Origin of the sequence: Chryseobacterium geocarposphaerae, from assembly GCF_002797535.1 — a bacterium.
GTDB classification, from domain to species: Bacteria; Bacteroidota; Bacteroidia; order Flavobacteriales; family Weeksellaceae; genus Chryseobacterium; species Chryseobacterium geocarposphaerae.
This window is the reverse complement of the sequence record NZ_PGFD01000004.1, coordinates 19830-34282: the sequence shown is the minus strand read 5'-3', so window position 1 is coordinate 34282 and position 14453 is coordinate 19830. Positions and strand designations below refer to the sequence as shown.

Here is a 14453-nt window from a genome sequence, read left to right as displayed (position 1 = left end):
TTAATTCAAAAAAAAATCATTAAATTTACTGAAAACAGGTTTATGAAGAAGACGTTGGTAGTTTTTGCACATCCTTATCTGGAGCACTCCAATTCTAATGTAGAGCTCATCAATTTCTATGTCCGTCATCAACATTTCACCCTCAGAGATCTTTACGAAGAATATCCTGATTTTCATATCGCTGCTTTTCGCGAAAGAAAAAGATTAAAGAATTATGACCGTTTTATTTTTCAGTTTCCTTTGATCTGGTTCGGAATCCCTCCTCTGCTGAGACTTTGGATTGATGAAGTTTTTGATCGCGACTGGCTGAAAGAAGGAGAATATAATCCGTTGGAAAACAAAGAGGTTTACATCTTGGTAACAACTGGAGGAAAAGAGAGATCTTTCAGCAGACACGGAACTTATAAATATACTGTTGAAGAGCTTATCAGCGGTCTTATCGTTTCGTTAAATGTTTTTAAAGCCAATCTTAAAAATATTAAGATCGTTTACGAGGCTAATAAATTATCAAAAAAAGACATCATCTTACATAAACAGAAATTTACAGAACTTTTGAACCAATAATGTATGGAATCTAGCTTAGCAATGAATACCCTTATTTTTTTAGGCGTTGCCATCATTATGGTTCCGCTCGTAAGAAAGTTTGGGCTAAGTTCTGTAATCGGTTATCTTGCCGGAGGGATTATTATTGGTCCTTATGTTTTAAAACTTACAGGTAAAGATGTAAACGACATTATGCATGCCAGTGAATTTGGAGTGATCATGCTTTTGTTTTTGGTCGGATTGGAACTTGAACCCAGAAAATTCTGGGAAATGCGAAAGAAAATCATTGGGCTGGGTCTCACACAAATGCTTCTAACCACTTCCCTCCTTTTTTTAGTTTTTATCTGGGCTGATTGGAAAATCGACAAAGCTTTTGCCATTGCGATGTGTTTTGCACTATCTTCTACTGCTATCGTTCTACAGACTTTACAGGAAAAAAACAATTTAAAAACACTAGCCGGAGAAGCTTCATTCTCAACACTTTTATTTCAGGATATTGCCGTGATTCCTATTTTGGCAATTTTACCACTTGTTGCTAATTATAAAGCAAGGCATCACGATAACGAAATCCAGGTTCTTATACAGACGCTTCCGGAGTGGATGCAGTTTGCAACCGTAATTCTGGGTGTTGCGATGTTGATTTTATTGGGGCGCTATGTTTTTGTTCCTTTTTTAAGATACGTTTCAAAATCCGGAATGACAGAGCTTTTAACAGCCTCTTCCCTATTCTTGGTGATTGGTGTTTCAGAATTGATGGTTGCAATTGGCCTTTCTCCCGCTTTAGGAGCGTTCCTTGCAGGGGTAATGCTCGCCAACAGTGAGTTCCGCCATGAATTGGAAGCCCAGATTGATCCTTTCAAAGGATTATTGCTTGCTGTCTTTTTTGTAAGTGTAGGTTCTACCATGAATTTTAATATTATTCAGAAAGATCCTGTCTTTATTTTCAGTACTGTTTTTGCCGTTTTAAGTATAAAATTTATTGTTTTATTTTTTATCGGGAAGTTTTTCAAAATTGATACTCCCCAAAGCTTATTTTACGCTTTTGCTCTTTCTCAGGTAGGAGAATTCGCTTTTGTACTGATCAATTACGCTTCAAGCCTTTATCTGATAAATCCGGAACTCAATGCACAAATGATGGCAGTAACGGCAATCACAATGTGTATTACACCATTGCTTTTAATTATTAATGATAAAATAATCACCCCTAAATTCATCAAAGAAGTCCCTGAACAAGACAGTGATTTTAACATTCTGGACAATACTATTTCCCAGAAAAAAATTATTATTGTCGGTTTTGGACACTTTGGGAGTACGGTAGGACGATTGCTTAAAGCCAATAAAGTAGCTGCAACCGTTTTGGACAGAGATTCGGACCGTGTGAAGCTATTAAGGAGCTACGGCTTCAAGGTGTATTACGGAGATGCTACAAGGCTTCCTATTTTAAGAGCTGCAGGAATTGAAGATGCGCAGATTTTAGTGCTTTGCCTTGATGATCCTGATGACAATAAATTCATTGCAGAGCTTGTACGGGAGCATTATCCTAAAGTGAAAATCTTCGTCAGAGCTAAAAACAGAATTGATGCATATAGCTACCTTAACAACGGAATCGACAATATCTACCGTGAAACACTCGGGACTGCTGTTGATATGGCAGTAGACGTTCTGCACGAAACAGGCATGAGAAAATATGCTGCAAGAAGACTCGGACAACGGTTTATGGCTATAGATAAAGCTTCGGTAAGGAAATTAGCAAAAATAAAAGAAGAAGGAGATGATCTTAATCTTTTTACCACAAAAGAAATCCTTCAGCGGGAAGAGGAATTATTAGCTTATGATAATCTTAATTTCGACACCCGAAACTGGGAAGGTTCTTCAACGGCAGATGAGGAAGATGAAATAGAAGATTAAAACAAATCCCCCGCTGCAATTTAGCGAAGGATTTGTTTGTATAATATTATAGTAATAATTACTCAATCGACACACTTCCGCCACTGTTCTCTTCTTTCGTTACAGAAGTTACATTTCCTTTTTTATATACATTTACGCTTCCCCCTGAAGAAGCTTCTGCTTTAATGGATGAAGAAGCACTGATCTGTACACTTGCTCCGCTAGATGCATCTGCATTTACGTGATCAGCAATAAGTTCTTTAGCCGAAACACTACTTCCTGAAGAAGAACTTACCTCCGCATTTTTAGCTTTTCCTGAAACATCAATACTTGCTCCTGAAGAAGCATCAATATCCAGATCAACAGCCCATATTTTTCCGCTAAAATTACTGCTGCTGTCCACAGAAATATCAAAATCATTCGCTTCAAGATCTCCGGAAATACTCCCTGCACTGGAAACTTCAATATGTGTTTTCTCCTGGATAAACTTGTCCTTAACAGTAATTTTTGCTGCAGAATTTGCATTAAGCTTCGAAAAATCTTTAGTATAAATTTTTGCAGAAACATTATGCGTATTCATGACTCTTATTCCTTTTTTATAATGAATATGAAGACTACCGCCGTCGTTGTCTACCAGAACCTCATCAATAATATTTTGAGGTGCAGAAATCACCACTTTTTCTACATCAGATTTTATAACTTCAGCATCAATGGCCTGGGAAACTTCAATTTCATCAAAATCGCCGGTGATTTCCCTTTGTTTCACTGGTCCGTTATCGGTGGTAACAACCTTTTCCACCCAGCTGCTTTTTTCCTTGTCTCCATTTCTTCGTTCATGCTTATCGCATGAAGCTAATAACAGGAAGGCCGAAAAAATAAAAATAGTTTGTGATCTCATGTTTGGTTCTTTTATAAATTTTAGTTTTAATATCTTTATACTTTTAATAACAACTAATTTATGAAAAATATTACATCGGTATTATTAATTTCTGCATTAGCATTTAACTACTCTTGTACTACAATGAAAAAAGCCGATAATCAACAGGAAATCATTATTCCTGCATCACTAGCATCAAATCCTTTCATGAAGAAAAGTAAGCTTCAGTATGAAGCTCCTGAGTTTGATAAAATTAAGAACGAACATTTTAAACCCGCTTTTGATTTCGGACTCAAGCAACATGATGCTGAGATTTTAGGTATTGCCAATAATCCAGACGCTCCTACTTTTGAGAATACTATTGTTGCGTTAGAAAAAAGCGGCGAAATTTTAAAAAGAGCTGTTATTGTATTCTCAAACCTTACAAGCGCAAATACCAATCCTACTTTACAGGCTTTAGATGAAGAATATGCTCCGATTTTTGCAGCTCATTCCGATAAAATGTATCTGAACGAGAATCTTTATAAAAGAATTAAAGCAATTTCTGAAAACGGTTTAGATGCGGAAAGCAAAAGACTATTACAATACTATAAACAAAACTTCGAAATCGCAGGAGCTAATCTTTCTTCTGCTGACAAAGAAAAATTAAAGCAAATTAATCAGGAGCTGGCTTCACTTTCTACACAATATTCAAACAAATTATTAGAAGCGAGAAAACAAGGCGGAGTTTTCTTTACCGATGCAAAGGAACTGGACGGACTTTCTGCTGATGAAATTGCTGCCGCTGCAAGTGATGCTAAAAATGCAGGAAAACCTGGTCAATATTTATTAGCACTACAAAATACAACACAACAGCCTCTTTTACAAAACTTAAAAAACAGAGCAACAAGAGAAAAATTATTCAAAGCATCCTGGTTGAGAGCTGAAAAAGGAGATGGAAACGATACCAGAGAAACGATTGAAAAATTAGCGAAACTAAGACTTAAAAAAGCTCAGGTTTTGGGTAAAAAAAGTTTCGCGGAGTGGAAACTGCAGGATCAGATGGCCAAAACTCCTGAAGCTGCCACTAAATTAATGAACCAGATCGCAACACCTGCCGTAGAAACAGCAAGACGGGAAGCTAAAGATATTCAGGATCTGATTGACCAGCAGAAAGGAGGTTTCAAACTTGAACCTTGGGATTGGAATTTTTATGCAGAACAGGTTAGAAAGGCAAAATTTGATCTTGATGAAAGTGAAATCAAGCCTTACTTCGAAATCACAACCGTACTGGAAAAAGGAGTTTTCTTCGCTGCCGAAAAATTTTATGGATTAACCTTCAAAAAAAGAACAGACCTTCCGGTATATCATCCTGATGTTGTAACGTACGAAGTTTTCGATCATGACGGAAAATCTATCGCCATCTATTACCTGGATTTCTACACAAGAGATTCTAAAAATGGTGGAGCCTGGATGAGCAATTTCGTTGAGCAGTCTTACCTTTTAGGAACAAAACCGGTTATTGTAAACTGCTACAATTATCAGAAACCTGCTCCTGGAAAACCTTCATTAATCAGTTATGATGATGTAACCACAATTTTCCACGAGTTTGGACACTCTATTCACGGAATGTTTGCAAGCCAGAAATACCCTTCCCTTTCAGGAACTAATGTACCGAGAGATTTTGTGGAATTCCCTTCACAAATTAACGAACACTGGGCTTTAGATCCGGTAGTTTTAAAAAATTATGCCCTTCATTACCAAACGAAACAACCCATTCCACAAGCTTTAGTTGATAAAATTAAAAAAGCAGCTACCTTTAATCAGGGATATATGACCACCGAATTGGTTTCTGCAGCCGAATTAGATATGGATTGGCATACCGTAACCAATGAAAGTGAACTGATTCCTGTTTTAGATTTCGAAAAACAATCACTGGCAAAACACGGATTTACTTTAGCAACAGTTCCACCGAGATATCATACGCCTTATTTTGCTCATATTTGGGGCGGTGGTTATTCTGCAGGATATTATGCTTATTTATGGTCAGAAACATTGGATAATGACGCATGGGAATGGATTTCAAAGAACGGCGGATTGACGAGAGAAAACGGAGACCGTTTCAGAAAATATATTCTTTCCGTAGGAAATTCTGTTGATCTGAACCAGGCATTCAGAGATTTCACAGGACATGATCCGGATATCAAACCTTTATTGAGAAACAGGGGTTTTATTAAATAACAAAATATCATTTATGGTATCAAATATTGGAATTAAAGTACTATCACCTTTATCCATAATAATTCTGGCTTGTTTTACAATGAAAAATAAAAGATTCGAAAACAAGTCAGGATCTTTTTATCAAATAAAATCTGATACGGTTTCAGTTGAAGATTCTATTCAAAGAGCGCAATGGGATGAAGAAGAAAGGAAATATTTGGACTCTGCTTGCCAATCAGAAACTGAAAAAGCCAATTTAGATATTAAAAAAAATAAACTGGTTTACTTTCATTATTTCGGAATGGTAGAGCAATATAATGGAGATGCAGAAATGACGGAACTATTAAAAAAATATAATATTGAAGTAGATTCCGCATTCACTTCTTGTACAGTTCCTTATCATCTTCAAAATTGTTACGCTCAAATAATGCGTAAAGAAATCGACAGAAAATTCGGACCAAATTTCATTGACTCTCTACGAGAAGTTTCAAAATTAGAATATGTAAAGAAAAACCCTAATAAAATCTACCGTTTCGAAGAATGTGATTGGGTATCAAGATATCCTGGTGATAAAGAGTATAATGACTTTTTTAAAAACAGTCAAGACCATTTTTGGAGAAACACGAAATATCCTTCCGGTTTTGAGTTTAGAAAAGATAAAGACCTTTATTCTTATATGGGAGCCAACTTTATTTTATATAAGACCGGGAAAATTTCAGATATCAAAGTTGACATTAGTTTTCAAAACAAAAAAAACTATCAATACTCATCTTATTTTATAAATCAACTAAAAAAATTCGTTCAAAACACAAAATGGATTCCAGCAACAAGTGCAGGAATTAAAGTAAACAGTGAGATGGATTTAACTATACATTTTAAATAACCATGAAAAAAATTATTTTAAGCACACTAATCTTAGGGTTCGGAAATATTTACGCACAAAAAGCAAAACCGCAAGCCAATAAAATTGATAAAAAATTGGTAGGAATATGGAAAGGCAGTGAGAAAGATCAGCAGATTAATGGAATGGAAAAACTTTGGGTAATGGACAGAAAGGAAGACGGAACATTTACCCTTATTTTTACAACAGTTCAAAATTGTGAAGTCAACCAACATGTGGAAAAAGGACAATGGTGGATCGAAAACGAAGAGTTTCATGAATTACATTTTGATTCAGGAAATACAGATGTTTACACCTATGAAATTCCGGACAAATCTCATATAAAGTTTACATCGAAAAGTATATCAATGGATATGACAACTAATGAATATACTTTTATTGATACCAAAATAGAAGACAAAGATTAGCAAAATCAATTTGAGAAGCATTCATTTAGAGTGCTTCTTTTTTTGCCTGTAATTTTAATTATCAAAAAACTTTTGAGACTTTTGCAGTTAAATTATAAAAAATGAATTGTCCTTGCTGCTCAGGAAAATCTTACGAAGATTGCTGTAAACCTTATCATACCGGAGAAAAAAATGCTCCAACCGCTGAAGCATTAATGCGTTCCAGATTTTCTGCATTTGCGATTCCAAATGGTGAATATTTAATGCAAACCACATTTCCAAGCAAGAGACAAAACCACAGTAAAAAAGATTTACAGGAATGGGGAGAAATCAATGAATGGACAAAACTGGAAATCGTAAGCAAACCTTCGATGAATAAAGTTGAATTTAAAGCCTTTTATACTGACGAAAATGGAAAACAGCAGGTTCATCATGAGCTGTCACAATTCAAAATGATACAGAATCGCTGGTTTTATGTGACCGGTGAGTTTTTAGATTAAAATAAAACTATTAATCCGCTATCAATAAATTATAGTATAGATTTTGGGAAAGCCTGTCATTTCGACGAAAGGAGAAATCTAATATTATTAAAGATTCTTCATGACATTCAGAATGACAGTTATCCCATAACAAAAGAAGATTAAAAATATCAATAAAAATGTCCGGCTTTTTCAGCCGGACATTATATTATAAAAAAAGAACCTCTTAGTGAGCTTCGTTTCCGTCAATTCCGTGAGCGTGTCCATGTGACAGCTCTTCTTCCGTTGCAGGACGTGTATTTAAAATCTCCACTTGGAAATCCAATGTTTTCCCAGCCATCGGGTGATTAAGATCTGCTACTACAACTTCCGGAGTTACCTCTATTACGATAGCCTGGAAGTTATTTCCCTGATTGTCTGATAATGGCAAAATAGCACCTACCGGCGGAACTCCTGATTCATTGAACATCTCAAGAGGCAACTGCGCAATAGAGTCAGGATGTCTTTCACCGTATGCTTCTTCCGGCTGAATCACGAATGCAGCTTTATCCCCTGCCTTCAAACCGTGAATATTTTGTTCGAATTTCGGAATCATCATTCCTACACCATATAAAAATGTAAGTGGATTTTCTGCCGTTGTTTCCTCTACTAAAATCTTGCTTCCATCTTCTTCGATGGTGTGAAGAATGTAGCTTACCGCTACAACATGATTGTTTTCAATTGTCATATTTTTTCTTTTTTTCGTGATATGCTCACGATTAATTTTTGACAAATATAGTCTTTTTGAAATGATTGATTCTGATAAAAATTTCAGGGAAATTTGATTCAGATTTTAATTTTACTTATTTCCTTCCTCTCGTTTTTTCTGTCTTAGCACAAAGAGATACAAGCTTTCCACTTTGGTTCTCGCCCATGGAGTTTTTCTCAGAAACTTCAAAGAAGAACTGATACTCGGATTATCCGTAAAGCATTTGATATTGATCTGCTCTCCCAGCTTTTCAAATCCCTGATAATACTCTACCAATTCTTCAAGAATGGCATCCAGTCTTTTTCCGTGAAGCGGATCTTTTGATTGTTGTTCCATAGTGTAAAAGTAAATATAAATTGTTCTTATACGCTAATTATAAAAAACATTCACAGATACGTGTTCCCGTAAATATATACGGATTGATATATATATTTTAGCAAAACAATGAAGTATAAAGCTAACAATCTAATTAATTTAATATTATGTCTCCAATAGAAAGCAAAAAAGAATGGTACAACAATAAGACTCTTCTCATTATTTTATTTTTTGTATTTCCTCCATTAGGAATTTATGCTATGATAAAACACAAAACCGATCTATGGAAAAAAATACTTTACATTTTGCCTTCAAGTTTTTTTTCAATCTTGTTTGTTAGTGCTATTGTTGCTGTCATTTTTTCTGATAATTATAAGGCAGGTTTAGACCATTATAACAAAAAGGAATATGTAAAAGCATATGACAGTTTTCAATTGGTTTCATCACATGACAAAAATTATAAAGATGCTATTTCAAAAATTGAAGAGCTAAAGCCTATTGTAGACAGCATAAAAAAATCTGAAACATTACAAAATGTAAGTGATAACAAAAAAGAAAAAACGGAAGAACGTTTAAAAGATAACATCAAATCACAAATTGAAAGAGAATTAATTGCAATTGATAAAGGTGTTATGATTGGCAAAGGAGAAAGTATAACTGCTTTACAAATGGACCTAGTTTTATTTAGTGCCTATTCTACAATTATCAAAGAAGGAGAAGATTCTGATGATATAGAAACTAAAAAACTCGCAAAAAAATTAAAAGAAAAAGTACAAAACCTGCAAAAATCAGGATTCCCTAAATTAAGAAAAAGATATACTGAGATTGTAAAAAACTTAATGTGGGAAAATGATATTGATGTATATTCAAGCAATGGAGGAGATGTTTTGAATGTGACAGGAGGGATATTTGTTACAAATAAAAATATAAAACAAATCCAGGAAACAATCGATGAAAATATGCAATTATTCAGGTTCAAACAAGTACGCTATAGATGGTATAAAGGATCTGATGAATTTACTTATTATGATATTAGTCCGCCCAAAGATACAGAACCTGTGACATTTGAGAATAAATAATCTCAGAGTCAATAACAAATATATACCTAATCAACTTATATATATCAGAAAATAATCACAAAATTTCACTTTGCCTTTTTAGTTTCTTACATTTACCCTATGAAATCGCTGAGGTTAAATATTCCATTTTACCGTTCACCTAAAACCAGCTAAGATGAGTAGAAATACAGACGCCAACAGAAAATTGCATAAAAAGAAAATCGACAATAAAAAACGGAAGATACAAAATGCCGAAGCCGAAAGAAAAGCACGTTTGAAACAGATTCGAGAAGATTTTAAAGCCAGAGAAGCTGATAATAAAATATGAAAATCCTACATACCGCCGACTGGCATTTGGGGAAACGTCTCGACCGCTTTTCGAGAATGGAAGAGCAGATTTCGGTGATGAACGAAATTGTTGAGATTGCCAACGAACAAAATGTGGACCTGGTTCTGATTGCCGGAGATTTGTTCGATAATTTCAATCCGTCGACAGAAGCCGTTGAACTTTTTTATAAAACCTTAAAAAGACTTTCACATAAAGGGAAACGTCCTGTAATTGCTATTTCCGGGAACCATGATTCTCCCAGCTTTATTGATGCTCCGGATCCTTTAGCAAGAGAATGTGGAATTATTCTGATTGGTTATCCCAAAGCAAAAATTTCTCCTTTTGCCCTGGAAGATTTTAAAATTTCAAAATCAGCTGCAGGTTTTTTAGAACTGGAACTGAAAGAACATTCTTTCCCGGTACGTTTACTTCATACCCCTTATGCTAACGAAATCCGCCTGAAGGAATATTTTGGAGAAAATAAAGAAGCAGAGCTGAACAATATACTGGAAAAGCACTGGAAAGAAACTGCGGATGAATTCTGTGATGAGAATGGAATCAACCTGTTGATCACTCATTTATATATGAACAAAAAGGGAGCTCCGCTTCTTGATGAACCAGAAGGAGAGAAACCTCTTAAAATTGGCAATGCGGATCTTGTTTTTTCGGATATTATTCCTGATCAGATTCAATATACCGCTTTGGGGCATCTTCATGGTTTTAAAAATATAGGTACAGAAGAAAGACCTGTTGTGTATTCATCTTCGCCTTTGTGCTACAGTTTCAGTGAAGCTGGGCACACGAAATATGTATCGATTATTAATACTGAACCCAATCAACCAGTTTCTTACGAAAGAATTGCTTTAAAAAACGGAAAACCACTGGTCCGAAAAACGTTTCAAAGTGTGGAAACTGCTGTAGAATGGCTGAATGAAAATCAAAACTCGCTAGTAGAACTTACTTTAGAAAGCGAAACTTATTTAAAAGCTGAAGAAAGAAAACTGCTGTATCAGTCTCATAACGGAATTGTATATCTGATTCCCAAAGTAAAAAATCTCGAAACTGATACGAATAGCCTTAGTGACATCAATCTCAATCAGGATATCCAAACCTTGTTTAGGGATTATTTTAAAGCTAAAAACGGCGGTCAGGATGCTAATGAAGACCTCATTAATTTGTTTAACGAAATTCTTAATCCATAATGATTCCTATTCAACTTACTTTAGAAGGGATTTACTCTTACCAGGAACGTCAGAAAATTGATTTTCAAAGCCTTACCGAAGCCGGGCTTTTTGGGATCTTTGGTTCGGTCGGTTCCGGAAAATCTTCTATTCTGGAAGCCATTTCTTTTGCACTTTATGGAGAAACCGAGAGACTGAACGCAAGAGATAAGCGTACTTACAATATGATGAATCTGAAATCAAACAGATCTTATATCGAGTTTGATTTTATTAATTATGAAAATAAAAAATACCGGGCCACAAGAGAGTTCAGACGCAATTCCAAAAATTTTGAAGATGTAAAAACCCCGAATGTCGTATTTTACGAATGGAAAAACGAAAGCTGGATTCCTTTGGAGCATTCCAATTCGGAAAAGCTTATCGGATTGAGTTATGCCAACTTTAAAAGGACGATCATTATTCCTCAGGGACAGTTCAAAGAATTCATAGAACTTGGCGCAACCGAACGTACCAATATGATGAAGGAAATCTTCAGTCTTCAGCGTTTTGATCTTCAGCAGAATGTTTCAGCCTTAAATCTAAGAAACAGATCAGAACTGGACCAGCTGGAAGGACAGCTGAAAGGCTTTGAGGAAGTGAATGAAGAACAGATTTCAGCACAGAAAGAATATTTAAAAGCCGAACAGCTGAAGTTTAACGAGATACAGAAAGTTTTTAAAGAAACCGAAGAAAAATATTCAAAACTAAAAAGCCTGAAAGATGAGGTTGAGCTTCTACAACGGAAAAAAACCGATTTTGAAAAGCTGACTGAAAGGAGAACCGAAATTGACGCTCTAGACAAGAAAACTGAAATCTACGACAGAGTTTCAAGGATTTTTACGCCTTTGCTTTCCGAAAAAAACAAGCTCGAAACAGAAATATCGGATCAAAAAAAGAATAAAGAATATCAGCTTAACATTTTACAGGAAACCGAAATTCAGTTTGAAAACACCAAGAATAAGCTTTCCGTGATTCAGCCTAGATACGAAGCTTTAAATGAATCTAAACTTCAGGAACAAGATTTAAGTCTGATCCTTCAAATGCTTAAATTTTCAGAAGAAATTGATATTTTGAAAGACCGAACCGAAAAAGGCTCGAAAAAAGTAAAAGAAGTTGAGGCTAATCAGAAGCTAATTCAGCAAAAAATTGAAGAGCTTTCAAAAAGTGCAGAACTTTTAAAACTAAAAAAGCTAGACTCTGCTTTATTATTAAGTGTGGGAAACTGGTTTTCGGAAAAGAAAAAGCTGAATGAGGTTTTTCAAAATCAAATTGAAAAAATTGGTTTAAAAAAAGCTGAAACTGAAAAAATATCAGAAGAGTTGAAGTCCTTTAAAATCAATCCTGAAACTTTCAGAAATGATTTTAAAACTCACGCTGAAGCTCTAGAAAAAGAGAAAAAATCACTTTCAGAAAAGAAAAATCATCTTGAGGTTCAACAAAAACTGGCACATTTTGCCAATGAACTGCATGATGGAGAATCATGTCCACTTTGTGGAGCTCTGGAGCATCCGAATATTGTTGAGTTTGATGATGTCAATTCGGAATTAAATGAAATCCAGAAACAGATTGAGCAGATTGAAATTCAGAAAGAAAACATCCAAAAACGATTTTTAGATATTGAAAAAATTCTTGACCGTAAAAAAATCTTTGAAGAACAACTGAACTCGGAAAAAGAGAGCTTACAACAGATTCAAAATACAATTGAAGAACATCATAAAAGCTTTAACTGGGAAGAATTTAATGCTGAAAATCCGAATGATTTTGAAGAAAAACGCCAACAATCTTTTTCCATTGAAAAACAGATGGATGAACTGAATCTTCAAATCAGTCTTGAACAAAAAAATCTGGATAAGGAAAGAGAAAACCTGGACAGTTATAATAAAGCCTTAGAAAAATTCAGACTAGATGAAGCTAAGAAAGAAGAACAGATCAAAACAAATGAAGGAAATTTAAAAGTTTTGACCTGGATTGATTACAGGAAAAAAACAATTGCAGAGGTCGGGGAAATTCTCTCTCAACGCTCTCAATCCAACTATGAAACTGAGCAGAATTATCAGCAACTCGTTAAAGAGGAAAAAGAGATTACACCAAAACTTGCGGAACAGAAAACAGTGGTTTCTCAACTGGAAAAAAGAATCTCTGAATTAGAAAAAAACATCGCAGGCAATCAAGATTTAATTGGGAAGGCTTTGTCAGAACAGTTCTTTAATAGTTTGGATGAGATTCAACAGATTCTTATACAGGAAATCAATGTTCAGGAAACTAGAAATATCATCCAGCATTTCAGGATTCAATTTGAAACACTGAAAAACAGCATTCTTGAACTTGAAATGAAGCTGAAGGATTTTTCTTTCAATGAAGAAGAATTTTCAGCCCTAGAAAATCAATTCAAGGCTTCTGAAAATGATGTAAAAACGGTTAATAATTCAGTCATAAAGATCACTACCGAAATTGAGCGACTGGAAAAAGAGTTTAAGAAAAAAGAAGGTCTTTTAAAAGATTTGGCTCAGCTTCAAAAGCGCTCGGAAAATCTGAAGATTATGACCAATCTCTTTAAAGGAGCCGGCTTTGTACAGTACGTTTCCTCCATTTACCTGCGACAGTTATGTGATCATGCCAATGTCCGTTTTCACCGGATGACAAGAAATCAGCTAAGTCTGCAATTGAATGAAAACAATGATTTTGAAATTATCGATTACCTGAATGAAGGCAAATGCCGAAGTGTAAAGACGCTTTCCGGAGGACAGGCGTTCCAGGTTTCTCTGAGTCTTGCTTTAGCTTTGGCAGAAAGTGTTCAAAGTAATGCACAATCAGAATCAAACTTCTTCTTCATTGATGAAGGCTTCGGAACCCAGGACTTAGAATCCGTAAATGTAGTATTTGAAACCCTGATGAATCTTCAGAAAGAAAACAGAGTTGTAGGAATTATTTCGCATGTGGAAGAGCTGAAAGAGAAAATTCCCGTGTCCCTCAATATTCGAAAAGATGAAGAACGCGGAAGTTTGATTGAGCTTATTTAGAAATTCATAATTTTATAGACTTGGATTATTAAAGATTATCATGCAAAATTTACCCCTTACTTTAAGACCCGGAAAGCTAAAAAACATTATCCTGATTCTCATCAGCATCGCATTTATCTGTATGGGTATTTCGCTTATGGAAAAGAATATTTGGGCTGCCATTCTTATTATTTTCTTATTCGGGATCAGTTTAATTATTTTTTCCATCAACTTAATTCCGAATACTTCTTATCTTAAGATTAACGAAAAAGGTCTTGAAATGAAAACCCTTTCCAGAACGACGTTCATTCCGTGGCAGGCTGTAAGTAACTTTAGCACAAAACAGATCTTCCTGAACAGGCTTGTAACTTTTGATATTGATGAGAAATATCTGGAAAATTCAAAAATAAAATCTAAAAAAGGAGCGTTTCCCGATACGTACGGAATGTCTGCAAAAAAGCTGGCAGCCCTTTTAAATGACTACAAAGAAAAATTAGAAAGATAAAAAAACCG

At 35.0% G+C, this 14453-nt stretch carries 14 protein-coding genes; 11 read left to right on the top strand and 3 right to left on the bottom strand.

Annotated elements, in window-relative coordinates:
• The first annotated feature begins 42 nt into the window (after positions 1-42).
• Positions 43-564: an NAD(P)H-dependent oxidoreductase gene (locus CLV73_RS18000; protein WP_100378278.1), complete on the top strand. Its 522-nt coding sequence runs from the start codon at positions 43-45 to the stop codon at positions 562-564.
• Positions 565-567: 3 nt separating this feature from the next.
• Positions 568-2451 carry a monovalent cation:proton antiporter-2 (CPA2) family protein gene (locus CLV73_RS17995; protein ID WP_100378277.1) on the top strand — a complete coding sequence of 628 codons (1884 nt, stop codon included), beginning with the start codon at positions 568-570 and terminating at the stop codon, positions 2449-2451.
• A gap of 58 nt (positions 2452-2509) precedes the next feature.
• On the opposite strand, the gene CLV73_RS17990 is transcribed toward CLV73_RS17995, so the two are convergent.
• Entirely contained in the window at positions 2510-3328 is an 819-nt protein-coding gene (locus CLV73_RS17990; protein WP_100378276.1) for a head GIN domain-containing protein, read from the bottom strand.
• A 60-nt stretch (positions 3329-3388) separates the two neighbouring features.
• Between CLV73_RS17990 and CLV73_RS17985 the strand changes: the two genes are divergently transcribed.
• The 4 genes from CLV73_RS17985 (at position 3389) to CLV73_RS17970 (ending at position 7293) form a co-directional block, all read left to right on the top strand.
• A complete protein-coding gene (locus CLV73_RS17985) occupies positions 3389-5527 on the top strand; it encodes a M3 family metallopeptidase (RefSeq protein ID WP_100378275.1) in 2139 nt (712 codons plus the stop codon).
• Positions 5528-5606: 79 nt separating this feature from the next.
• A complete protein-coding gene (locus tag CLV73_RS17980; protein ID WP_100378274.1) occupies positions 5607-6389 on the top strand; it encodes a hypothetical protein in 783 nt (260 codons plus the stop codon).
• Between the two features lie 2 nt (positions 6390-6391).
• Entirely contained in the window at positions 6392-6814 is a 423-nt protein-coding gene (locus tag CLV73_RS17975) for a hypothetical protein (RefSeq protein WP_100378273.1), read from the top strand.
• A gap of 101 nt (positions 6815-6915) precedes the next feature.
• Positions 6916-7293 (top strand): YchJ family protein, encoded by a 378-nt coding sequence (locus CLV73_RS17970; RefSeq protein WP_100378272.1) that lies wholly within the window; start codon positions 6916-6918, stop codon positions 7291-7293.
• A 205-nt stretch (positions 7294-7498) separates the two neighbouring features.
• Here CLV73_RS17970 and CLV73_RS17965 read toward each other — a convergent pair whose 3' ends face one another.
• Together CLV73_RS17965 and CLV73_RS17960 are read right to left on the bottom strand one after the other, a co-directional pair.
• Complete coding sequence (locus CLV73_RS17965) at positions 7499-8044, bottom strand: FKBP-type peptidyl-prolyl cis-trans isomerase (protein WP_228424441.1); 546 nt, start codon at positions 8042-8044, stop codon at positions 7499-7501.
• A 66-nt stretch (positions 8045-8110) separates the two neighbouring features.
• On the bottom strand, positions 8111-8356 hold the full coding sequence (locus CLV73_RS17960) for a VF530 family protein (RefSeq protein ID WP_100378271.1): 246 nt from the start codon (positions 8354-8356) through the stop codon (positions 8111-8113).
• A gap of 146 nt (positions 8357-8502) precedes the next feature.
• Between CLV73_RS17960 and CLV73_RS17955 the strand changes: the two genes are divergently transcribed.
• From CLV73_RS17955 to CLV73_RS17940, 5 genes are all read left to right on the top strand, one after another.
• A complete protein-coding gene (locus tag CLV73_RS17955; protein ID WP_100378270.1) occupies positions 8503-9414 on the top strand; it encodes a hypothetical protein in 912 nt (303 codons plus the stop codon).
• Positions 9415-9568: 154 nt separating this feature from the next.
• Positions 9569-9721, top strand: a complete 153-nt coding sequence (locus CLV73_RS19030; RefSeq protein ID WP_169925782.1) for a hypothetical protein — start codon at positions 9569-9571, stop codon at positions 9719-9721.
• Positions 9718-10923, top strand: a complete 1206-nt coding sequence (locus tag CLV73_RS17950) for a metallophosphoesterase family protein (RefSeq protein WP_100378269.1) — start codon at positions 9718-9720, stop codon at positions 10921-10923. The genes CLV73_RS19030 and CLV73_RS17950 overlap by 4 nt, the downstream gene beginning before the upstream one ends.
• Positions 10923-13961, top strand: a complete 3039-nt coding sequence (locus tag CLV73_RS17945; protein WP_100378268.1) for an AAA family ATPase — start codon at positions 10923-10925, stop codon at positions 13959-13961. Before CLV73_RS17950 ends, CLV73_RS17945 begins: the two co-directional genes overlap by 1 nt.
• 40 nt (positions 13962-14001) lie before the next feature.
• The gene (locus CLV73_RS17940) at positions 14002-14445 is read left to right on the top strand and encodes an STM3941 family protein (RefSeq protein ID WP_100378267.1); all 444 of its coding nucleotides are present in this window, start codon (positions 14002-14004) and stop codon (positions 14443-14445) included.
• The last annotated feature ends 8 nt before the right edge of the window (positions 14446-14453 follow it).